Source organism: Serratia sp. 2C06, from assembly GCF_050037615.1.
In the GTDB taxonomy this organism is placed as follows: domain Bacteria; phylum Pseudomonadota; class Gammaproteobacteria; order Enterobacterales; family Enterobacteriaceae; genus Serratia; species Serratia ureilytica.
Genome location: NZ_CP188299.1, coordinates 4,813,689 through 4,835,374, shown reverse-complemented (window position 1 = coordinate 4,835,374; position 21,686 = coordinate 4,813,689). Strand labels below are relative to the sequence as shown.

Sequence of the window (21,686 nt, the reverse complement as noted above, 5' to 3'; positions counted from 1 at the left end):
TCAGATATAGACGTCCACCGCGTTGAGCGGCGTTGGGCGGTTTACGCCGTCGCCGGATTTCGCCGCGGCTTTTTCCATTTGCTCCTGCTGCTGCTTTTCCATTTCTTCTTTCTGGATGCGCGCGATCTCGGCCTGCAACATCTTGATCTGCGCTTCGATCAGCTGTTTCTGCTTTTCGATCTCTTTGGGATCGGCGTCGGAATCCTTCAGTTCCACCAGCTTTTGCTGCAGCGCCTGAATCTGCCGGTTCAGCGCCTTGATACGCGCCGAAGCGCGGCTTTCATTGAGGTTAACCGGTTCGTCATTGCCGTTGGCGCGTTCGTTTTTCTCCATCTTGCCGCCTTGCGGCTGGTTGTTGACCGGTTTGGCCATCAGTAATTCGCCCTGATGGCCCGGCGCGCTGAAGACGTTGCTGACGCCGGGGACGGTATTCTTGATCGGTACGATCATGGTGATGGTGGTCGACATGGTTGCTCTCCCTGAGTCTGGATCTCGCTGTTCAGGGTATCGGCAGCGGCGGCTAAATCTTTACCTGCCGCAGACGCGGCCAGCGCAGCAGCCAGCCTTTGTCGACCACGCGCTGGGCATAGGCCGTGCGATCGCCATTTTTTACGTTGAAGGTAATGGTGTCGTTGAACAGCGCCGCGAGCCCGAAAGGGGCGACCAGCGTGATGCTGTCGTCGGCGTTCAGGCGCGCGCCGATCGCCGTTTCCACTTCGGTCCAGAAGCTGATGGCCTCTTCGCTGTTGCGGTAGGGCGCGCGGCCGCTGCGCAGGTGCATGCGCGCCTGGTTCTTGACCGACCACGGCTGCGGCAGCCACTGCTGCAGCCGCGCCTCCAGCATGCGATCGCGTTCGGCGTCCGCCCGCTCCGCATCGAAGTGGATCACGTCGATATCGTTGAGCGGCGTGGGCTCCGCATAGCCGTGGCGCCGATCCCACACCAGGTTGCGCACAAAGCCGGCGCCGAGGCACCAGTCATTCAGGCCGAGCCGGCGCACGGTGCGCAGGGCGGCCATGCGCGCGCTATCTTGTTGCAGCCAGTCGATAATTTGCCGTTGCGGATCCATCACCCCTCCTGTTTTCGCGGCTACTGTAACCCGAAGCGGCGGCGGGTGAAATGGGGGGATGCGCGATGGCGGCGATAGCAGGCAAATTAATTTTCTTGCTTCACTGACTACACTTGGTGCAGGGCTTTTATCTCGTCACTCAGGGCAAGGGAGGGGGCTATGTATCAGGCAACGTTGGGCCAACGCGGCTATCGCTTCGGCGGCCTGCGCCAGCTGATGGCGAAAGCTTCGCCGGCGCGTTCCGGCGATTATCTGGCGGAGGTGGCGGCGGAAAGCGCCGAAGAGCGCATGGCGGCGCGCATCGCGCTGGCGGATGTGCCGCTCAAGACTTTCCTGCAGCAGCCGCTGGTGCCGTACGAGCAGGACGAGGTGACGCGCCTGATCATCGATAGCCACGACGCCGCCGCCTTTGAGCCCATCTCGCACCTCACGATCGGCGATTTTCGCGACTGGTTGCTGAGCGAGCAGGCGGACAGTGCCATGCTGGCGCAGGTGGCCGCCGGCATTACGCCGGAGATGGCGGCGGCGGTAAGCAAGATCATGCGCAATCAGGATCTGATCCTGGTGGCGAAGAAATGCCGGGTGGTGACGCGCTTTCGCAATACGATTGGCCTGCCGGGCCACCTCAGCGTGCGGCTGCAGCCCAATCACCCGACCGACAGCCTGCAAGGCATCGCCGCCAGCATGCTGGACGGTTTGCTGTACGGCAGCGGCGACGCGGTGGTCGGCATCAATCCGGCCAGCGACAGCCTGCCGCTGCTGGAAAAACTCAACTACATGCTGGACGACGTGATCCAGCGCTTCGCCATACCCACCCAATCCTGCGTGCTGACCCACGTGACCAACACGCTGCGGCTGATGGAGCGTGGTGCGCCGGTGGATCTGGTGTTTCAGTCGATCGCCGGTACCGAAGCGGCCAATCGCGGTTTCGGCATCAGTCTGGCGCTGCTGGCGGAGGCGCAGCAGGCGGCGCTGAGCCTCAAGCGCGGCACGTTGGGCGATAACGTGATGTACTTCGAAACCGGGCAGGGCAGTTGCCTGTCGGCTAACGCGCATCACGGCGTCGATCAGCAGACCTGCGAGGCGCGCGCCTATGCGGTGGCGCGGCATTTCTCACCGCTGCTGATCAACACCGTGGTGGGGTTTATCGGCCCTGAATACCTGTATGACGGCAAACAAATTATCCGCGCCGGGCTGGAGGATCATTTCTGCGGCAAGCTGCTCGGCCTGCCGCTGGGCTGCGATGTCTGTTACACCAACCATGCCGAGGCCGATCAGGATGATATGGACACGCTGCTGACGCTGTTGGCCGCCGCCGGGCTGACGTTCCTGATCGGCGTGCCGGGCGCGGATGACATCATGCTCAATTACCAAAGCACCTCGTTCCACGACGCGCTCTATATCCGTGAACTGCTGGGGCTGAAGCACGCGCCGGAGTTCGCCGCCTGGCTGGCGGCGATGAACATCACCGATGAACGCGGACGGCTGCGCGACGCCGCCGCCAATCACCCGCTGTTGCTGGCGCTGCAGGGAGAACGGACATGAGCAAACCGGTTCACGTCAACATTTGGGACGCGCTGCGCGCCTTTACCGATGCGCGCATCGCGCTGGGGCGCACCGGCGCCAGTCTGCCGACCGACGAGCTGCTGCGCTTCGGCCTGGCCCATGCCCAGGCGCGCGACGCGGTGCATCAGCCATTCGAGAGCGAACGGCTGGCGGCGGATCTGCACGATGCCGGTTGGCCCACGCTGGCGGTGCACAGCCAGGCCGTTGACCGCGCCGCCTATCTGCGCCGTCCGGATCTGGGGCGGCGATTGGCGCTGGACAGCCGCCGCCTGCTGCTCGGCGTGCCGCCGCGCCGGACCGATCTGCTGCTGCTGGTGGCGGATGGCCTCTCCTCCAAGGCGGTGCACCGCCAGGCATTGCCGCTGCTGCAGGCGCTGCGGCCCTATCTCGATACGTTGGGGCTGGCGATCGCGCCGGTGGTGTTGGCGCATCAGGCGCGAGTGGCGCTGGGGGATGAGATCGGCGAGTGCCTGCAGGCCCGGGCGGTGGCGGTGCTGATCGGCGAACGGCCGGGGCTGTCGTCGCCGGACAGCCTGGGGATTTATCTGACCTGGGAGCCGAACGCGCGCAGAAGGGACTCAGAGCGCAACTGCATCTCCAATGTGCGGCCGGAGGGGCTGGATTATCCGCAGGCGGCGTTCAAATTGGCCTGGTTGCTGGAACAGGCGTGCCGGCGAGGGCTGACCGGCGTCGAACTGAAAGACGAGAGCGACAACCCGGCGCTGCGCGGCCGCGTCACCCCGCTTTACGCCCAGTTGGGCGGTTGACCGATGGTTTGCTGCAGCAGGGCGGTGAAGGCCGCCAGGCGGGCGGACACTTTCGCCACCGGCCGCAGCAGATAGATGCCTTGCTGTTCATGGCGCGGATCTTCCAGCATCTGCACCAGCCGCCCATGCTGCACGTCCGGCCCCACCACCCAGTTGGGCAGAAAGGCGATGCCGAGGCCGAGCAGCGCCGCCTGACGCTGCGCGGTGAAGTCATCGCAACGCAGCGCCATGGTGCAGCGGTTCATCAACGCCGCGTCGAGGATCTGCGCCCAGCAGGCCGGCTGTTGTTTGTGGTAGCGGGCGATCAGCCGGTGCTGCGGCAGCGCCTCCAGATCGCTCGGCAGGCCATAGCGGGCGACGTAGCCGGGGCTGGCGCACATCACCCAGCGTTGGGTGGCGATGCGGCTGGCGTACAGCGCGCTGTCCTTCTGCTCGCCGATGCGGATGGCGGCGTCCAGCCGTTCCTGGGTCGGATCGGTCTGGCGTTCGGTCAGATCGAGATCGACCCACAGCTGAGGGTAGCGTTCCGCCAGCGTCGGCAGCAGCGGCAGCACATAGGTTTTGCCGAAGGTCGGCAGGCAGCTGATGCGCAGCGTGCCCTGCGGCGTTTCGTTCAGCGCGTTCAGCTCGGCGCGAATGCCGGTAATGTCCGTCATCAGCGCGGCGGCGCGTGCCAGCAGCAGCTCGCCGGCGTCGGTCAGCAACAGGCCGCGGGTGGAGCGTACGAACAGCGTCGCGCCGAGCGCGCTTTCCAGCGCATCGATATGGCGCACCAGCGAAGAAGGCACCATACCCAGCTGGCGTGCGGCGGCGGAAAAGCTGCCCAGGCGGGCCACGTCGAGAAAGATTGGCAGATGTTCTACATAGCGGGCGTCATTCATTTTTGCATTATATGCAAAAGCGTTTCTTATGAATACCCGCTTCTCTGTTGGCGATGCTGCGGCTACTCTGATTGCGGGTTGACGACGGGCTTCAGCGCCGCCGCATCCCGGCCGCATAGAGAGAAAACGCATAAACCTAGCGGCGTTTAGCACCAAATAGCAGATGTTTTTCCCAGGCTGCGTCAGCCGCCTGTGGCGTTGATTGTCGCTCCAACACCAGATTAACCGTTCAATTTGATATCCGACTCAACCTCAATGATTAGTGAGTCTTTACTTTCACTTATCTTCCTGTTGTTTCTGGATATCGGCCGGCCAGCCGTGCCGGTTTTTTTGTCGCCTCAGGCTGAATCGTTCCAACTGATGAACGCGCCTGAGGGGCATCTTGGCTCGCCGTCGGCGGGTCTTTTGAACGCGTGGAACCGCAGTTCCGCGCTGGTGGAGGAGTCAGCATGAACGAAAAACACGGGTGTTCCTGTGCGCGCCATTTGGCGCAGGGTTTCGCCAGGCAGTCGATCAACGCCGGGGAGGGCGAAATCTATCAAATCTCGCTGATGAGCGCGCTCATCGACGGGGTTTATGAAGGGGAGACCACCATCGCCGAATTGCTGAAACACGGCGATTTCGGCCTCGGCACCTTCAATCATCTGGATGGCGAACTGATCGCGTTCGATCAGGAAATACACCAGCTGCGCGCCGACGGCAGCGCCCGCCCGGCCGGTTTGCAACAGAAAACCCCTTTCGCCGTCGTCACCTTTTTCCAGCCCAGCGTCAGCCAGCAATTCGATCGGCCGATCACCAAGGCGCAACTGCACCAATGCATCGATGAACAGGTCGCCTCGCCGAACCTGTTCTGCGCGGTGCGGGTCGACGGTGAGTTCAGCCATGTCGAAACCCGCACCGTGCCGCGTCAGGAACGGCCTTACCGCCCAATGCTGGAAGCGATAGAAGAGCAGCCGACCTTCTCGTTCCATCAGCGGCGCGGCACGCTGGTCGGCTTCCGCTCGCCCGATTACATGCAGGGCATCGGCGTGGCCGGCTATCACGAACACTTCGTTACCGACGACCGCAGCGGCGGCGGCCACGTGCTGGATTACCAGCTCGATCATGGCCGCCTGCAGTTCGGCGTCATCACCCGTCTCAATCTTCAGTTGCCGCATGATGCGGATTTCTTGCGCGCCAACCTCTGTCCAGAGGATTTGGATCGCGCAATTCGTTCCGCCGAGGGCTAATCCCGGCGATCGTTTTCTTAGGAGGTGGAACCATGGCACAGGAAAAAACAGGCAATGACTGGCAATGCGGCGCCGACTTGGTGGTGAAAAACCTGGAAGCGCAGGGCGTCAAACACGTTTTCGGCATTCCGGGCGCCAAGATCGACCGGGTGTTCGATTCGCTGGAAGATGCGCCGTCGATCGAAACGGTAGTGGTGCGCCATGAGGCCAACGCGGCCTTTATGGCGGCGGCGGTCGGCCGCCTGACCGGCAAGGCGGGGGTGGCGCTGGTCACCTCCGGGCCGGGCAGCTCCAACCTGATCACCGGGCTGGCAACCGCCACCTCGGAAGGGGATGCAGTGGTGGCCTTCGGCGGCGCGGTGAAGCGCGCCGACAGCCTGAAGCAGACGCACCAGAGCATGGATACCGTCAGCATGTTCCGGCCGGTGACCAAGTACTGCGCCGAAGTGCATGCCGGTTCGGCGATTTCCGAGGTGATCGCCAACGCCTTCCGCCGCGCCGAGTTCGGCCGGCCGGGGGCGTCGTTCGTCAGCCTGCCGATGGATATCGTCAATGAGCCGGTCACGGCGCCGGTGCTGGCGGGCTGCCGCTTGCCGCGCATGGGGGCCGCGGCGGCGGACGACATTCAGGCGGCGGTGAAACTGATCCGCCAGGCCAAATGCCCGGTGCTGCTGCTGGGCTTGCAGGCCAGCCGGCCGGAGAACAGCGAGGCGGTGCGCCATCTGCTGTACCGCACCCATATGCCGGTGGTCGGCACCTATCAGGCGGCGGGGGTGATTGACGTCAATCACTTTGCCCGCTTCGCCGGCCGCGTCGGCCTGTTCAACAACCAGCCGGCCGATCAGCTGTTGCAAAAGGCCGATCTGGTGGTCAGCGTCGGCTACGATCCGATCGAATACGATCCGTGCATGTGGAACAGCCACGGGCGGCTGAAGCTGGTGCATATCGACGTGCTGCCGGCGGACATCGATACCTGCTATCGGCCGGACGTCGAGCTGGTGGGCAACATCAGCGCCACGCTGAACATGATGACCGAAGCGTTCAATGAGGCGGTCTGCGTCCCGGCGGAGGTGGAACTGATCCTGACCGATCTCGGCCGCCAGCGCGCCGAATTGGCGGAACGCGCCGCGCGCCGCGGCGGCATGCCGATCCATCCGTTGCGCATCGTCAAGGAGCTGCAGGACATCGTCAGCGACGACGTGACGCTGTGCGTGGACATGGGCAGTTTCCACATCTGGATAGCCCGCTATCTTTACAGCTTCCGCGCTCGCCAGCTGTTGATCTCCAACGGCCAGCAAACCATGGGGGTAGCGCTGCCGTGGGCCATTGGCGCGGCGCTGGTGCGCCCCGGCGATAAGGTGGTGTCAATCTCCGGCGACGGCGGCTTCATGCAGTCGAGCATGGAGCTGGAGACCGCGGTGCGGCTGAAAAACAACATCGTGCACGTGATCTGGGTCGATAACGCTTACAACATGGTGGAAATGCAGGAAGTGAACAAATACCAGCGCAAATCCGGCGTGGAGTTCGGGCCGATCGACTTCAAGGCCTACGCGGAATCCTGCGGCGCGGTCGGTTTCGCCGTGCAGTCGGTGGAAGATCTGCGGCCGATGCTGCGCAAGGCGATGGAGATCCAGGGGCCGGTGGTGGTGGCCATTCCGGTCGACTACGCCGATAACTATAAGCTGATGGCGCAGATGAACTTCAGCCAGATGATTTAATTTCATCATCCTCGCGCCGTTTCACCGGGGCAGGCCGCTTGCGCGCCTGCCCGTTTTTATGCGCGGAATTTGTCCTTTACATCGCTAACTGCATGATTTATTGCTATCCGTTCGGCTGTTTTTTCACCACTGGGGATAGCGCAATGAAAAGAAAAGCAATAACGATCGGGCTGCTGGCGTTGGCGATTGCCGGCGGCGCGCGGGCCAATACGCTGGTCTACTGTTCCGAAGGCTCGCCGGAAGGCTTCAACCCGCAGCTGTTCACCTCCGGCACCACGGTAGACGCCAGTTCGGCGGCGATCTACAACCGGCTGGTGGATTTCAAACCCGGCACCGTCGAGCTGCAACCCAGCCTGGCGGAAAGCTGGGAGGTGAGCGAAGACGGCAAGCGCTATACCTTCCATCTGCGCAAGGGCGTGGCATTCCAGAGCAATAAATATTTCACGCCCACCCGCGATTTCAACGCCGATGACGTCATCTTCTCGTTTATGCGCCAGAAGGACGCCAACAACCCGTATCACAAGGTCTCCAACGGCGCCTACACCAACTTCGAGTCGATGGAGTTCGGCACGCTGATCGACCGGATCGTCAAGGTGGATGAGCACACCGTGCGCTTTGAGCTCTCCCGCGCCGAGGCGCCGTTCGTCGCCGATCTGGGCATGTATTTCGCCACCATTTTATCGGCGGAATATGCCGACGCGATGCTGAAGGCCGGCACGCCGCAGCGGGTGGACAACGATCCGATCGGCACCGGGCCGTTCCAGCTGGTGCAGTACCAGAAGGACGCGAAAATCCTCTACAAGACGTTCGACCGCTACTGGGAAGGCAAGCCGAAGCTTGATCGGCTGGTGTTCTCGATCACGCCGGATGCGGCGGTGCGTTACGCCAAGCTGCAAAAGAACGAATGCCAGGTGATGCCGTTCCCCAATCCGGCGGATCTGGCGCGCATGCGGCAGGACGGCAACATTCAGGTAATGGAAAAATCCGGCTTGAATATCGGTTTCCTGGCGTTCAACACCCAGAAGAAACCGTTGGATAACGTTAAGGTGCGCCAGGCGTTGGCGCTGGCGGTCAACAAGCCGGCGATCATCGACGCGGTGTTCCACGGCGCCGGTCAGCCTGCCAAAAATCTTCTGCCGCCGGCCCAATGGGGCAGCAACGCGCAGCTTGAAGACTACCCGTATTCACCGGAGCGGGCGAAGCAGCTGTTGCAGGAGGCCGGGCTGGGGCAGGGCTTCGACATCGATCTGTGGGCGATGCCGGTGCAGCGGCCCTATAATCCCAACGCCAAGCGCATGGCGGAGATGATCCAGGCCGATTGGGCTAAAATCGGCGTGCGCGCCAAAATCGTCACCTTCGAGTGGGGCGAGTATTTACAGCGGATTAAAAACGGCGAACACCAGACCGCGCTGATGGGCTGGACCACCGCCAACGGCGATCCGGACAACTTCTTCGGCCCGCTGTTCACCTGCGCTTCGCTCGGCGGTTCGAACTCGGCGAAATGGTGCTATAAACCGTTCGACCAGCTGATCCTGCAGGCGCGCGAGGAGAACGATCACGCCAAACGGGTGGCGATGTATCAGCAGGCGCAGGTGATGATGCACGATCAGATGCCGGCGTTGATGATTGCGCACTCGACCATCTTCGAACCGGTGCGCAAGGAAGTGAAAGGCTACGAGATAGACCCGTTCGGCAAACACATCTTCAAACAGGTGTCGCTGGAGAAGTAACGACAAGGCCGGGATAACCCGGCCTTTTTCATGCCTGTGGTGCGTCGCAGTGGTAGCGGCCGCGCGGGATCACCAGCGGCGTGTGGGACAGCGGATCGTCGATGATCATGCACGGCATGCCGAACACCCGCTCCACCAGTTCGGCGGTAATGATCTCCGCCGGTTTCCCTTCCGCCACGATCTTGCCGTCGCGCATGGCGATGATGTGATCGGCATAGCGGCAGGCGTGGTTGAGATCGTGCAGCACCGCGATCAGGGTTTGACCGCGCTCGCGGTTGAGCTGGCGGAACAGATCCAGCAGCTCGATCTGGTGCGCGATGTCCAGATACGTCGTCGGTTCATCCAGCAGCAGCAGCGGCGTTTGCTGCGCCAACGCCATCGCTACCCAGACGCGCTGACGCTGCCCGCCGGACAGCTCGTCAACGCTGCGATCCGCCAGTTGGCTGACGTTGGTGGCCGCCATGGCGGCTTCCACCGCCTGTTTGTCGGCCTGTGTCCACTGTTTCAGCAGGCTCTGGTGCGGATAGCGGCCGCGCGACACCAGGTCCGCCACGGTGATGCTGTCCGGTGCGATCGAGGTTTGCGGCAGCAGGCCAAGCTCGCGCGCCAGCGCCTTGGTGGCGAAACTGCTGATGTTCTTGCCGTCCAGCATCACCTCGCCGGCGCTGGGTTTCAGCAGGCGGCACAGGGCGCGCAACAGCGTCGATTTGCCGCAGGCGTTCGGCCCGACGATCACCGTAAAGGCGCCGTCGGGGATCGCTACGCTCAGATCGTCAGCGATGATTTTATTGTCGTAGCCCAGCTTCAGGTGCGAGGCGTGCAGGCGGTGGCTCATGGCATTATCACTCTTCATTATCTATCTGCGGGCCTCACGGATGAGCAGCCAAATCAGGTACAGGCCGCCGATGCAGACGGTCACGATCCCGACCGGCAGTTGGATCGGCGCGAAAAGATGTTGGGACACCACGTCGGCGCCGAGCAGCAGCGCCGCGCCCATCAGCGCCGAGGACGTCAGGGTGACCGAGGATTGCCCGGCCAAGCGGCGGGCGATTTGCGGCGCCGCCAGCGCGATAAAGGAAATCGGCCCGGCGGTGGCGGTGACGGCGGCGGTGAGGGTGACGCCGAACAGCATCAGCCACAGCCGGCTGCCTTCGGCATTGACGCCCAGCGCGCGCGCCGTGTCGTCGCCCATTTCCAGCAGCTGCAGCCGTTTGCCCATCAACAGCGCGGCCGCGGCCGCCAGCAGGATGAACGCCGTGGCGGGCTGGGCTTTCTGCCAGGTCATGCCGTTGAGCGAACCGGCCTGCCACATGGCGGCGTCCATGGCGCGCTCGAGCGAGGCGGTGATGATCAGCCAGGTATTGGTGGAGACCAGCACCGCGCTGATGGCGATGCCGACGATGATCAGCCGGAAGCCGGCGATGCCTTGCCGCCAGGCCAGCAGGTAGATGGCCAGCGCGGCGAGAATGCCGCCGGCCAGCGCGCCGCCGGCGATGTAGTAATAGCCGCCGTTGAACAGGGTGATGGCGATCAGCGCGCCGGTGTAAGCCCCCATGTTAAAGCCAATCACGTCCGGGCTGCCGAGCGGGTTGCGGATAATCGACTGGAAGATGGCGCCGCTCATGCCGAGCGCGGCGCCTAACAGCAGCGCCATGGCGATGCGCGGCAAGCGCCATTGGGTGACCACGGTGACCAGGTTTTTCGGCGCCTCGCCGGTCAGCGCGGCAAAAACCTGCTCCAGCGAAAGTTGCAGCGTGCCGTAGCACAGGGCGGCGACGGCCATCACCAGACACAGCGCCAACAGTGAAAGGTTGACCAGCAGCAGGCGCAGCGGCAGGCGCCCGTTGATGACGCCGTCCGGGCGGCCGATATGCAGCGTGTGCGGCAGACTCATCACAGACCCCCCAGCGTTTTCTTGCGGCGCACCAGCCAGATCAGCACCGGCGCGCCGATGAAGGCCGCCACGATGGAAACGCGCAGCTCACCGGCCGCCAGCAAGCGGCCGACGACGTCGGCGCACAGCAGTAAAATCGGCGCCAGCAGCATGGAGTAGGGCAGGATCCAGCGTTGGTCGGGGCCGACCCACCAGCGGGCGATATGCGGCACCATCAGGCCGATGAAACTGATCGGGCCGACGGTGGCGGTCGCCGCGCCGCACAGGAGCGTAATGGCGATCACTGCGATCGCCTGAGTCAGCACTACGCGCGCGCCGAGCGCGATAGCCAGATCTTCCCCCATGCCGATGGTATTCAGCGGCCGGGCGATGAGCAGCGTCAGCAGGCAGCCGAGCAAAATGGCGGGGGCGGTCACCGGCAGGGTGGCCAGCGTGCGGATATCCAGCGTGCCGGCCTGCCAGAAGCGCAGTTGGTCGAAGGTTTGTGGATCGATCAGCGACAGCCCGGTGGTGATGCCGAGCAACACCGCGCCGATCGCCACGCCGGCCAGCGTCAGCCGCACCGGGTTGATGCGCCCGCCCGCCAGCGTGCCGATCAGGTAGACCAGCAGGGTGGTGACGGCGGCGCCGACAAAGGCATAGGCCATATAGCTTTCGGTGGTGGCGGCGCCGAAAAACATGATGCCGATGACTACGGCGAAGCTGGCGCCGGCGTTGATGCCGAGCACGCCGGGATCGGCCAGCGGGTTGCGCGTCAGCGCCTGAATCAGCGCGCCGGCGGCGCCGAGCGCCATGCCGGCCAAAATGCCCGCCAGCGTACGGGGCACCCGGGCGTTGAGAATGATGGTGCTGTCGGAGCCGCTCGCGGCGCCCTGTAGGCTGAGCCAGACGGTATGGAAGGGGATGGCTTTGGAACCCAGCATCAGGCTGGCAATGATGCACAGCAACAACAACGCCAAGCCGATACCGAACCCGGCGATGCGTTTGAAGCCACTGGCGTAAGCTGCGTGCGGTGCGGACGAAAGCGTCCGCTCAGTCGGAGTGGGTACGTTCACACCGGTAACTCCTTTATGATTTTTATTCTCATTGTTATTTGCGTTCGTGAAGGGCGCCAATAGTAACACGAGTTTACGCCCGCATGCACCCGCCGGTTGGTGGCGAAGGCGCGTGGACGATGTTAATAACTATTGATATTTCAATTGATTGAATGTGAATGGTTGCCCCGTTTGCGAAAAGCGTCGGCAGGGGACTGGCCTGCCGACGGCGTGATTCAGGGCTTTTTGAACAACCGTTCGATTTGGTTCAGCATGTTGGTGGCGCTGTAGTAATCGAGGCGGAAGGTATCGTTGCCGACGGCGTAGACGTGCCGCTGTTCCACCGGTTCCAGATGCTTGAGGAACGGGTTGGCCAGCACCTCTTGCACTTTGCGCTCATTGGTGGCGAACAGGATCAGGGTTTTGCCGTTCAGGCCTTCGGCCATTTTTTCGCCGGAGATCTGGATGATGTCATGGCGTTTACCCATGCTGGCGTTGCCTTTGGCGCTTTCCGGCGGGGTAGCCAGCTGGAAACCGAGCTGGGTCAGCAGCTTGCCTTGGGCGGAGCCCGGCGTCCACAGCATGGCTTCGCGGCCGTTGTCGGCATACACCAGCGGCGTGGTCGGCTGCGGCGGCAGGGTAATCGCCTGCTTCACTTGTTCCACGCGCTGCTCGAAACGATCTTCCGCCTGTTTGGCGCCGGCTTCGTGACCGGTGATCTCACCGAGCTCGCTGGCCAGCTGTTGCCAGCTTTTGTCGCCGTAATCGAGCACCAGCGTCGGCGCAATGGCGGACAGCTGATCGTACAGTTTCAGCGCCGAATCACCGCCGGTCGCGGCGACGACGATCAAATCCGGCGCGGCGGCGGCAACGGCTTCGGCATTGGGTTCCACCTGATACAGCCGTTCGACGTGGCGCTGTTTGGCCACTTCGCTCCACTGGGTAAAGAAGCCTTGTTGATCGGCCACCAGGGGATTTGGGCTGGTGGCGGCGCTGGCGACCACCGGGGCGTCGATAGCCAGTAACGTGCCGGTGATGGTGACGCTGGTGGATACGATGCGCTGCGGCGGTTTTTCCAGCGTGAACTTCCCTTTAGCGCTATCGATGGTGCGCGGCCAACTGCTGTCGGCAGCGGGGGCGGACGGTTTCTGCCCGTCGCTCTTGTCGTCCGGGCCGCAACCGCTGAGCAGCAAGGCCGCGGCGGCAATAACTGAAATGAACAGCTGACGTAAGGATAGGGTCATGAGCGGGCTCTTTCTTTCCTTAAACTAAGGCGTATCAATCCGCGTGCGGATTGCTGGGGAGTGTTATGCCCGCTAATTTACCATTCAAACCGTAAAAATGATAACCATTCGTATCTCAGCGCGTGGCGAATGAAGAAAGGGAGGCGAACGGCAGAAACGAAAAAAGCGCCAAAAGGCGCTTTTTTCTGAATTGGTGGGTCGTGCAGGATTGATTCGGCCTGTGGCCTCACCCTGCGGGCAACGCTGCGCGTTGTCGTATCGCTGCGCGATGCTCGAACCTCTACGGTTCTTCATCCTACACGACCCGGTGAACTCTGTCGGCGAGAGATGAAGTCAGAGTCGGATGGTGCAGAAACGAAAAAAGCGCCAAAAGGCGCTTTTCTCTGAATTGGTGGGTCGTGCAGGATTCGAACCTGCGACCAATTGATTAAAAGTCAACTGCTCTACCAACTGAGCTAACGACCCGCAGAAGTGGTGGGTGATGACGGGCTCGAACCGCCGACCCCCTCCGTGTAAAGGAGATGCTCTACCAACTGAGCTAATCACCCACTTCAGGACTTCCAGGTACTGCTAAACGAGAGAATGATGGTGGGTGATGACGGGCTCGAACCGCCGACCCCCTCCGTGTAAAGGAGATGCTCTACCAACTGAGCTAATCACCCTCATTCGTTCTCATTTTTCTCAACAAGATGGTGGGCGATGACGGGCTCGAACCGCCGACCCCCTCCGTGTAAAGGAGATGCTCTACCAACTGAGCTAATCGCCCCGTCTTGTTGGAGTCGCATTATAGGGATAGTTCAAAGTGAGTCAACGGTTTTTAAAATGATTTCAATCGTTCGCCGCAAATTTAGGCAGGGCGCGATAATTATCGCCAACGGCGCCGATTCTTTGCGCAACGCTCTGCGAAACTCGCCGCAAAACGCGCGAAATCGACCGGTGCAATATCGTGTCGGCGTTGAGGAATTAGCGCGTGGTGATACAATGTCGTCCACTCTTTTTTCAATTCCGAGCAATCGTCGGCCATCGCCGACACGCGTTGCGTAATAAGGCAGTGAACCCAATGAAAATCAAAACCCGTTTTGCACCGAGCCCGACCGGCTATCTCCACGTCGGCGGCGCGCGTACCGCACTTTACTCCTGGCTGTTCAGCCGCCATGCGGGCGGTGAGTTCGTTCTGCGTATCGAAGATACCGATCTGGAACGTTCTACCCAGGACGCGATCGACGCAATTATGGATGGCATGAACTGGTTGAATCTGGATTGGGATGAAGGCCCGTACTTCCAGACCAAGCGTTTCGATCGCTACAACGCGGTCATCGACGAAATGCTGGAGCAGGGCACGGCCTATAAATGCTATTGCTCCAAGGAACGCCTGGAAGCGCTGCGCGAGAAGCAGATGGAAAACGGCGAGAAGCCGCGTTACGACGGCCACTGCCGCGACAGCCAGTGCAGCCACACCGACGACGAGCCGCACGTGGTGCGCTTCCGCAACCCGCAGGAAGGGTCGGTGATCTTCGACGATAAAATTCGCGGCCCGATCGAATTCAGCAACCAGGAGCTGGACGATCTGATCATCCGCCGCACCGACGGTTCGCCAACCTATAACTTCTGCGTCGTCGTCGATGACTGGGACATGGAAATCACCCACGTGATCCGTGGCGAAGACCACATCAACAACACCCCGCGCCAGATCAACATTCTGAAAGCGCTGGGCGCGCCGGTGCCGGAATACGCGCACGTGTCGATGATCCTTGGCGACGACGGTAAAAAGCTGTCCAAGCGTCACGGCGCCGTGGGCGTGATGCAGTACCGCGACGACGGCTATCTGCCGCAGGCGCTGCTGAACTACCTGGTGCGTCTGGGCTGGTCCCACGGCGATCAGGAGATCTTCTCCATCGACGAGATGAAAGAGTTCTTCACGCTGGAAGCGATCAACAAATCCGCCAGCGCGTTCAACACCGAGAAGCTGCAGTGGCTGAACCACCACTACATCAACCATATGCCGGCGGAAGAAGTGGCGGTGCATCTGGCATGGCACGTTGAGCAACTGGGCATTGAAACCCGCAACGGACCGGAACTGAAGGACATCGTCAAGCTGCTGGGCGAGCGCTGCAAGACGCTGAAAGAGATGGCGGAGTCTTGCCGTTACTTCTACGAAGACTTCAGCGAGTTCGACGCCGACGCCGCCAAGAAGCACCTGCGTCCGGTCGCGCGTCAGCCGCTGGAAGCGGTGCGCGCCAAGCTGGCCGCCATCACCGTCTGGACGCCGGAAAACGTGCACGACGCCATTCAGGGCACGGCGGATGAGCTGGGCGTCGGCATGGGTAAAGTCGGCATGCCGCTGCGCGTCGCGGTGACCGGCGCCGGCCAGTCGCCGGGCATGGACGTGACCGTGCATGCGATCGGCCAGAAGCGTTCGCTGCAGCGTATCGATATGGCGCTGGCTTACATCGCCGAGCGTGAAGCCCAAGCCTGATTAGGCTGATACGCCTTAAAGAAAAAGCCCCGTGGAGCGATCCCGGGGCTTTTTTATTGCGCTTTGTCAGGCTTGTTCGCTAGCCGGCAAACCCGGACGGTAGGCGAGGAAATACATCAACCCGACAAAGCCGGCGCCGCCCAGCGCATTGCCGAGAAATACCGCGACGAAATTAGGCAGATACTGCTCCCAGCCCATGCCGCCGGCAAAGATGGCCGCCGGGATGATGAACATATTCGCCACCACGTGCTGGAAGCCGATGGCGACAAAAGCCATGACCGGGAACCACATGCCGATCACTTTGCCCGGCACATCTTTGCTGGCGAAGGCTAACCACACCGCCAGGCATACCAACCAGTTGCAGCCGACGCCGGAAATGAAGGCGTGCAGGAAGTCCGCATCCACTTTGGCCTGCGCGATCGCCAGCGTCTTATGTAAAAACGCGCCTTCGGTCAGGCTCAGCAGGTGGCCGAAGAAGTAGGCGACGGCCACGCTGCCGGCGAAGTTGGCCAGGGTGACCCAAAACCAGTTGCGCAGCACGGCGATGGCGGGAATTTCACGGGCGAACCAGGCCATTGGCAAGGTCATCATGTTGCCGGTCAGCAGTTCGCCGCCGGCCAGAAGGGTCAGGATCAAACCGATAGGGAAGACCGCGGCGCCCAACAGCGCGCCGAAAGAGCCCCATTCGGCCGGCAGGGTGCCGATGACGTGAATATCCAGCAGGAAGCCGGTGGCGATAAAGGCGCCGGCGAGAAAGCCCAGAATCAGCAGATTAGCGAGAGGGGCGCGGCTTTTGTTTACCCCGGCCTGAACGGCGAGGGCGGCGATTTCTTTTGGTGAATGCAAAGACATGACAGACTCGGTTTATAGTAATAAAGTTTATGGCGCGGGCAGTCTATGCCGCTCGGGAGCCCGACTCAAGCGCATTTCGCTAACATTCCGTTAATTAAAAATCAACGTGATATGCAGGGTCTTTTGCCATTTTGAGAAGTAGCGCGCAAAATGGATGAACTCTGCGCAAAGTGATGATTTTTTGGCGCCAAAGATGCTGATTTGGCGGCTTTTTCAACGCTTGATTCAGTAATTCAATTTAGCCGTTGACAGCTTTGAGCGGGTTTCATATTATGCGCCCCGTTCACAGCACAAAGTGATTGTGGAACGGGGCTATAGCTCAGCTGGGAGAGCGCTTGCATGGCATGCAAGAGGTCGACGGTTCGATCCCGTCTAGCTCCACCAACCTTCTTCTCAGAGAGGTTGGGGAATACCGTAACGCCGGTCAACGCGTACCACTTTTGTGGGGCTATAGCTCAGCTGGGAGAGCGCTTGCATGGCATGCAAGAGGTCGACGGTTCGATCCCGTCTAGCTCCACCACCATTTGAAAAGCCGACCTTAGGGTCGGCTTTTTGCTTTGCGTTATTTCACCTTCGCCGAAGGCCAGCCAATAAAAAAGGCGCCCGCAGGCGCCTTATCATTGCTGTAAATTTCAGGCTTAGCCCAGCACCAGACCCGCGATAGAAGCGGACAGGATGCTGACCAGCGTAGAGCCGTAGACCAGCTTCAGACCGAAGCGGGACACTACGTTGCCCTGGTGTTCGTTCAGGCCCTTGATCGCACCGGCCACGATGCCGATGGAAGAGAAGTTGGCGAAGGACACCAGGAACACCGACAGGATCCCCAGGCTGCGCGGCGACAGCTCGGCAGAGACTTTCTGCAGTTCCATCATTGCCACGAATTCGTTGGAAACCAGCTTGGTGGCCATGATGCTGCCGACCTGCAGGGCTTCGTGCTTAGGAATACCCATGATCCAGGCGAACGGATAGAAGAAGTAGCCGAGGATTTCCTGGAAGCTCAGGCCGAAGATGGCGCTGAACACGCCGTTAAGCGCGGCGATCAGGGCGATGAAACCAATCAGCATCGCGGCGACGATAATCGCTACTTTGAAGCCGGCCAGGATGTATTCGCCCAGCATTTCAAAGAAGCTCTGGCCTTCGTGCAGGTTGCCGAGGTGCAGCTCTTCTTCTTTATTGGTGTCGTACGGGTTGACCAACGACAGCACGATAAAGGTGCTGAACATGTTCAGTACCAGCGCCGCCACCACGAACTTGGCATCCAGCATGGTCATGTAGGCGCCGACGATGGACATAGACACCGTAGACATCGCGGTCGCCGCCATGGTGTACATGCGCTTTTCCGACATCTTGCCCAGGATATCCTTGTAGGCGATGAAGTTTTCGGATTGGCCCAGGATCAGCGAGCTGACGGCGTTGAACGACTCCAGCTTGCCCATGCCGTTCACTTTCGACAGCACGGTACCGATAATGCGGATGATGAAAGGCAGCACTTTGATGTACTGCAGAATACCGATCAGCGCCGAAATGAAGACGATCGGGCACAGCACCTTCAGGAAGAAGAACGCCAGGCCTTTGTCGCCCATGCCGCCGAACACGAAATCAGTCCCTTGTCCCGCAAACCCGAGCAGTTTGTCAAACAGCGCGGCGAATCCTTTTACGAAGCCCAAACCCGCTTCCGAATGCAGGAAAAAGTAGGCCAGCAGTACTTCGATAACCAATAATTGAATAACATAGCGAATGCGGATGCTTTTGCGATCGCGGCACACCAACAGGGCCAGGATCGCCACCACCACTATCGCCAACGCAAAGTGCGCAATATGGGACATGTTTGCTCCAAATTTGAGGCAGGCTGAATTTCGGCTGTCATTTTATGTAACGCTACGTTTAAAAACGAGACTTCTATTGCAAATATGGAAAATCATAGCGGGAATTCTCCTAAAGTGTTGCGCAAAAGCATAAAAAATCAAGATGTTAAAGCAGAAATAGGAAATTCGTATTCTTGTGCTAACCTGTCTTTCAGGGGTATTGCAGCCAAAATCCCATCAGAAAAGCATGGAAATCGGCAAGCTCCGCGCTGAACCCTTCGATAAAACCATTAATGTTGGCTATTACAGAGATAAGTTTTACCGCTCTAAATGCGCTTGATAATTATTATCATTTATATAGAGTGGAGATAAACGTAATTTCAGTAAGGGTTCAACATATGCTGAACAGTCGCGTGGTTGAAACCACCTCCGGTCGCTCCGCCAGAAAAATCAAACTCTCGCTGATGGGGCCCGCCTTCATCGCCGCTATCGGCTATATCGACCCCGGCAACTTCGCCACCAATATCCAGGCTGGCGCCTCGTTCGGCTATAGCCTGTTGTGGGTCGTGGTCTGGGCCAACGTGATGGCGATGCTGATCCAGCTGTTGTCCGCCAAGCTGGGGATCGCCACCGGAAAAAACCTGGCCGAGCATATTCGCGATCGCTTTCCGCGGCCGGCGGTATGGGCCTATTGGGTTCAGGCGGAGATTATCGCCATGGCGACCGATCTGGCCGAATTCATCGGCGCGGCGATCGGCTTCAAACTGCTGCTCGGCGTCTCCTTGTTGCAGGGCGCGGTGCTGACCGGCATCGCCACCTTTTTAATTCTGATGCTGCAAAAGCGTGGACAAAAGCCGCTGGAGCTGGTGATTGGCGGCCTGCTGCTGTTCGTCGCCGCTGCTTACATCGTCGAGCTGGCGTTTTCCCAGCCGCAGCTTGCGCCGCTGCTGAAAGGCATGGCGTTGCCCGATTTGCCCAACGGCGACGCGGTATTCCTGGCCGCCGGGGTATTGGGTGCCACCATCATGCCGCACGTGATCTATCTGCATTCGTCGCTCACCCAAGTTGGCGGTGAGCACGACAAGGCGGAGCGCTATGCCGCCACCAAAGTCGATGTCGCCGTGGCCATGACTATCGCCGGCTTCGTCAACCTGGCGATGATGGCCACCGCCGCCGCCGCGTTTCATTTCAGCGGCCACAGCGGCATTGCCGATCTCGACGTGGCTTACCTGACGCTGCAACCGCTGCTCGGGCAAGCCGCCGCCACCGTGTTTGGTCTGAGCCTGGTGGCCGCCGGCCTCTCTTCTACCGTAGTGGGCACGCTGGCGGGGCAGGTGGTGATGCAGGGGTTCGTGCATTTCCATATTCCGCTGTGGCTGCGGCGCGCGGTGACCATGCTGCCGTCGTTTATCGTCATCATGCTCGGGATGGACGCGACGCGGATTCTGGTGCTGAGCCAGGTGCTGCTCAGCTTCGGCATTGCGTTGGCGCTGGTGCCGCTGCTGGCTTTCACCGGCAATCGGGCGCTGATGGGGGAGATGGTTAACGGTCCTGTGGTACAAAACCTGGGCAAGCTGATCGTGCTGGTGGTGGTGGGATTGAACGGCTACCTGCTGATCGGCAGCGTGTTGTAGGCAAAAAAAGCGCGGGCCGGCATGGTGCCGGCCCGTCGTCGTTAATCGCGGTCGTCATCGCCGTGGCGGCGCCAGCGATCGCGATCATGATCGTGGTGGTGCTTTTTCTCTTTCTTCCAGTAATGCTTGTCGCAACGGCGGTCGCACTTGTAATAACGGCCATCGCGCGAGTAGTAGTATTTGCGCCAATAGTCGCGGTCGCGCCAGCGATAGCCGTCCCAGTAATAACCACGCGGGCTGCGGTCGCCGAGATAGCGGCCCTGATGGCCTTGCCACCAGTCGCGATCGCGCCAGTCGTAACCGTCCCAGTAACGGCCGCGATTGTCCTGATCGCCGATGCGCAATGAAACGCCCGGCATCAGATCGATGCTGATCCCTTCGGCGTGCGCCTGCTGTGCGGCGGGCAGTACCGTCGCCGCCAAGATGGCGGCCAAGAGCAGAGGTTTAAACATGACTTCTCCTTTCCGCTTGCGCGGCCTGGCCGTTGATCACTTTATGAAGCGCGTTCATCAGTTTAAAAAGCGGCCTTATCGTTATTTTTGCTGCAATATCGGCATCATAGCGCCGGCGCATAGGGTTGAATCTGAGAGCCATTCTGAAAACGGTGCGGGAGTTCAAGATTTGAGATTTTTCTGGAGTATCGCCGCTCGATTGAGCGGCGGAATTTGTAAGCGATTACAATAAGATTTTCTCGATCTGCGCGAGTTCTTCTTCACTGAAGTGACGATTGGCCAGCATGCCCACCGCGTCTTCTATCTGCGCACTCTTGCTGGCGCCGATCAGCACCGAGGTAACGCGATCGCCGCGCAGCACCCAGGCCAGCGCCATCTGCGACAGCTTCTGCCCGCGTTGCCGCGCCAGCGCATCGAGGCGGCGCACCTTGTCCAGTCGGTCGGCGGTCAGCTGTTCCGGCTGCAGGAAACGGCTGCCGCTGGCGGCGCGGGAATCTTGCGGGACGCCGTGCAGATAACGATCGGTCAGCAGGCCGCCCGCCAGCGGGGAGAAGGCGATCGCGCCGACGCCATGATCCGCCAGCGTATCCAGCAATTCCGTCTCCGGCCCGCGTTCCAACATCGAATACTTGGGCTGGTGGATCACGCACGGCGTGCCGAGCCGCTGCAGGATGTCGAACGCCTGGCGCGCGCGCTCGGCCGGGTAGTTGGACAAACCGACATACAGCGCTTTGCCCTGGCGCACCAACAGATCCAGCGCCGCCATGGTTTCTTCCAGCGGCGTATCCGGGTCCGGCCGGTGGTGATAAAAGATATCCACATACTCCAATCCCATGCGCCTGAGGCTCTGATCGAGGCTGGCGACCAGGTACTTTTTCGAGCCCCAATCGCCGTAGGGGCCGGGCCACATGGTGTAACCGGCTTTGGATGAGACGATCAGCTCGTCGCGCCAGGCCCGCAGATCGGCGTTGAGAATGCGGCCAAAGTTTTCCTCGGCGGCGCCAGGCGGCGGGCCGTAGTTGTTGGCCAGATCGAAGTGGGTTATGCCGCGATCGAAGGCGCAGCGGATCAGGGCGCGGGCGTTGTCGTACAGCGTGGCGTCGCCAAAGTTGTGCCATAGCCCGAGCGAGACGGCGGGCAGCTTCAATCCGCTGCGGCCGCAGCGCCGGTATTCCATATCTTGATAACGCGAGGGGGAGGCTGAGTAGGACATTGTGATCCTTTGTCGGCGAAGAAGTGGCGTGTTTTGAGTGTATGCGTTTTCACAACGTGCCGTCGAGGGGGCGATCACAAGGCCGGCATGTAACGCCAGGTTGCCGCTCGACACGGAAAGCG

19 protein-coding genes, 6 tRNA genes and 1 other RNA gene are annotated in these 21,686 nt (G+C 60.9%); 10 read left to right on the top strand and 16 right to left on the bottom strand.

Features of this window, described 5'->3' with window-relative positions; all coding sequences use genetic code 11:
• Both ACP3TA_RS23630 and ACP3TA_RS23625 read right to left on the bottom strand, forming a co-directional pair.
• Positions 1-468 carry a FlxA-like family protein gene (locus ACP3TA_RS23630; protein WP_021505617.1) on the bottom strand — a complete coding sequence of 156 codons (468 nt, stop codon included), beginning with the start codon at positions 466-468 and terminating at the stop codon, positions 1-3.
• 52 nt (positions 469-520) lie between these two features.
• Entirely contained in the window at positions 521-1,069 is a 549-nt protein-coding gene (locus ACP3TA_RS23625) for a nucleotidyltransferase family protein (protein WP_072627219.1), read from the bottom strand.
• A gap of 159 nt (positions 1,070-1,228) precedes the next feature.
• Here ACP3TA_RS23625 and ACP3TA_RS23620 point away from each other — a divergent pair, with 159 nt between their 5' ends.
• Positions 1,229-2,614 (top strand): ethanolamine ammonia-lyase subunit EutB, encoded by a 1,386-nt coding sequence (locus ACP3TA_RS23620; RefSeq protein WP_042785150.1) that lies wholly within the window; start codon positions 1,229-1,231, stop codon positions 2,612-2,614.
• Positions 2,611-3,402, top strand: a complete 792-nt coding sequence (gene eutC / locus ACP3TA_RS23615) for an ethanolamine ammonia-lyase subunit EutC (RefSeq protein ID WP_426784454.1) — start codon at positions 2,611-2,613, stop codon at positions 3,400-3,402. The genes ACP3TA_RS23620 and eutC overlap by 4 nt, the downstream gene beginning before the upstream one ends.
• Here eutC and ACP3TA_RS23610 read toward each other — a convergent pair.
• Positions 3,381-4,283 carry a LysR family transcriptional regulator gene (locus ACP3TA_RS23610; RefSeq protein WP_033652550.1) on the bottom strand — a complete coding sequence of 301 codons (903 nt, stop codon included), beginning with the start codon at positions 4,281-4,283 and terminating at the stop codon, positions 3,381-3,383. The genes eutC and ACP3TA_RS23610 overlap by 22 nt on opposite strands.
• A gap of 449 nt (positions 4,284-4,732) precedes the next feature.
• Here ACP3TA_RS23610 and budA point away from each other — a divergent pair, with 449 nt between their 5' ends.
• From budA to ACP3TA_RS23595, 3 genes are all read left to right on the top strand, one after another.
• On the top strand, positions 4,733-5,512 hold the full coding sequence (gene budA / locus ACP3TA_RS23605) for an acetolactate decarboxylase (protein WP_033643951.1): 780 nt from the start codon (positions 4,733-4,735) through the stop codon (positions 5,510-5,512).
• Between the two features lie 32 nt (positions 5,513-5,544).
• Positions 5,545-7,230, top strand: a complete 1,686-nt coding sequence (gene alsS / locus ACP3TA_RS23600) for an acetolactate synthase AlsS (protein WP_033643950.1) — start codon at positions 5,545-5,547, stop codon at positions 7,228-7,230.
• 143 nt (positions 7,231-7,373) lie between these two features.
• The gene (locus tag ACP3TA_RS23595; RefSeq protein ID WP_426784452.1) at positions 7,374-8,960 is read left to right on the top strand and encodes an ABC transporter substrate-binding protein; all 1,587 of its coding nucleotides are present in this window, start codon (positions 7,374-7,376) and stop codon (positions 8,958-8,960) included.
• Positions 8,961-8,988: 28 nt separating this feature from the next.
• On the opposite strand, the gene ACP3TA_RS23590 is transcribed toward ACP3TA_RS23595, so the two are convergent.
• The 9 genes from ACP3TA_RS23590 to ACP3TA_RS23550 form a co-directional block, all read right to left on the bottom strand.
• On the bottom strand, positions 8,989-9,795 hold the full coding sequence (locus ACP3TA_RS23590) for an ABC transporter ATP-binding protein (protein WP_004936408.1): 807 nt from the start codon (positions 9,793-9,795) through the stop codon (positions 8,989-8,991).
• Positions 9,796-9,816: 21 nt separating this feature from the next.
• Positions 9,817-10,854: an iron-enterobactin ABC transporter permease gene (gene fepG, locus ACP3TA_RS23585; RefSeq protein ID WP_406874925.1), complete on the bottom strand. Its 1,038-nt coding sequence runs from the start codon at positions 10,852-10,854 to the stop codon at positions 9,817-9,819.
• Positions 10,854-11,909, bottom strand: coding sequence for a Fe(3+)-siderophore ABC transporter permease (gene fepD / locus ACP3TA_RS23580; protein WP_033643948.1), 1,056 nt, complete (start codon positions 11,907-11,909; stop codon positions 10,854-10,856). The genes fepG and fepD overlap by 1 nt, the downstream gene beginning before the upstream one ends.
• A 215-nt stretch (positions 11,910-12,124) precedes the next feature.
• A complete protein-coding gene (gene fepB / locus ACP3TA_RS23575) occupies positions 12,125-13,132 on the bottom strand; it encodes a Fe2+-enterobactin ABC transporter substrate-binding protein (protein WP_046896262.1) in 1,008 nt (335 codons plus the stop codon).
• A 191-nt stretch (positions 13,133-13,323) separates the two neighbouring features.
• A non-coding RNA gene (locus ACP3TA_RS23570) (RtT sRNA) lies at positions 13,324-13,447 on the bottom strand.
• Between the two features lie 74 nt (positions 13,448-13,521).
• Positions 13,522-13,597 (bottom strand) — tRNA-Lys (locus ACP3TA_RS23565).
• Positions 13,598-13,604: 7 nt separating this feature from the next.
• Positions 13,605-13,680: transfer RNA gene (locus ACP3TA_RS23560), tRNA-Val, on the bottom strand.
• A gap of 38 nt (positions 13,681-13,718) precedes the next feature.
• Positions 13,719-13,794, bottom strand: a tRNA-Val gene (locus ACP3TA_RS23555).
• A 28-nt stretch (positions 13,795-13,822) separates the two neighbouring features.
• Positions 13,823-13,898 (bottom strand) — tRNA-Val (locus ACP3TA_RS23550).
• A gap of 294 nt (positions 13,899-14,192) precedes the next feature.
• Between ACP3TA_RS23550 and gltX the strand changes: the two genes are divergently transcribed.
• The gene (gltX, locus tag ACP3TA_RS23545) at positions 14,193-15,608 is read left to right on the top strand and encodes a glutamate--tRNA ligase (protein ID WP_033643946.1); all 1,416 of its coding nucleotides are present in this window, start codon (positions 14,193-14,195) and stop codon (positions 15,606-15,608) included.
• Positions 15,609-15,674: 66 nt separating this feature from the next.
• Here the strand turns inward: gltX and ACP3TA_RS23540 are convergent, their stop codons facing one another.
• Complete coding sequence (locus ACP3TA_RS23540; protein ID WP_122016648.1) at positions 15,675-16,460, bottom strand: formate/nitrite transporter family protein; 786 nt, start codon at positions 16,458-16,460, stop codon at positions 15,675-15,677.
• A gap of 308 nt (positions 16,461-16,768) precedes the next feature.
• On the opposite strand from ACP3TA_RS23540, the gene ACP3TA_RS23535 reads away from it, so the two are divergent.
• Together ACP3TA_RS23535 and ACP3TA_RS23530 are read left to right on the top strand one after the other, a co-directional pair.
• A tRNA-Ala gene (locus ACP3TA_RS23535) sits at positions 16,769-16,844 on the top strand.
• 60 nt (positions 16,845-16,904) lie between these two features.
• Positions 16,905-16,980 (top strand) — tRNA-Ala (locus tag ACP3TA_RS23530).
• A gap of 118 nt (positions 16,981-17,098) precedes the next feature.
• On the opposite strand, the gene ACP3TA_RS23525 is transcribed toward ACP3TA_RS23530, so the two are convergent.
• Complete coding sequence (locus ACP3TA_RS23525; protein WP_004936373.1) at positions 17,099-18,286, bottom strand: NupC/NupG family nucleoside CNT transporter; 1,188 nt, start codon at positions 18,284-18,286, stop codon at positions 17,099-17,101.
• A gap of 377 nt (positions 18,287-18,663) precedes the next feature.
• On the opposite strand from ACP3TA_RS23525, the gene ACP3TA_RS23520 reads away from it, so the two are divergent.
• Positions 18,664-19,899 carry an Nramp family divalent metal transporter gene (locus ACP3TA_RS23520; protein ID WP_038876583.1) on the top strand — a complete coding sequence of 412 codons (1,236 nt, stop codon included), beginning with the start codon at positions 18,664-18,666 and terminating at the stop codon, positions 19,897-19,899.
• Between the two features lie 41 nt (positions 19,900-19,940).
• Here the strand turns inward: ACP3TA_RS23520 and ACP3TA_RS23515 are convergent, their stop codons facing one another.
• Entirely contained in the window at positions 19,941-20,351 is a 411-nt protein-coding gene (locus ACP3TA_RS23515; protein ID WP_160204467.1) for a DUF2502 domain-containing protein, read from the bottom strand.
• On the opposite strand from ACP3TA_RS23515, the gene ACP3TA_RS23510 reads away from it, so the two are divergent.
• Positions 20,350-20,583 carry a hypothetical protein gene (locus ACP3TA_RS23510; RefSeq protein ID WP_129992796.1) on the top strand — a complete coding sequence of 78 codons (234 nt, stop codon included), beginning with the start codon at positions 20,350-20,352 and terminating at the stop codon, positions 20,581-20,583. The two genes, ACP3TA_RS23515 and ACP3TA_RS23510, sit on opposite strands and share 2 nt — an antisense overlap.
• Here ACP3TA_RS23510 and mgrA read toward each other — a convergent pair.
• Positions 20,575-21,564, bottom strand: coding sequence for an L-glyceraldehyde 3-phosphate reductase (mgrA, locus tag ACP3TA_RS23505; RefSeq protein ID WP_426784449.1), 990 nt, complete (start codon positions 21,562-21,564; stop codon positions 20,575-20,577). The two genes, ACP3TA_RS23510 and mgrA, sit on opposite strands and share 9 nt — an antisense overlap.
• Between the last annotated feature and the right edge of the window lie 122 nt (positions 21,565-21,686).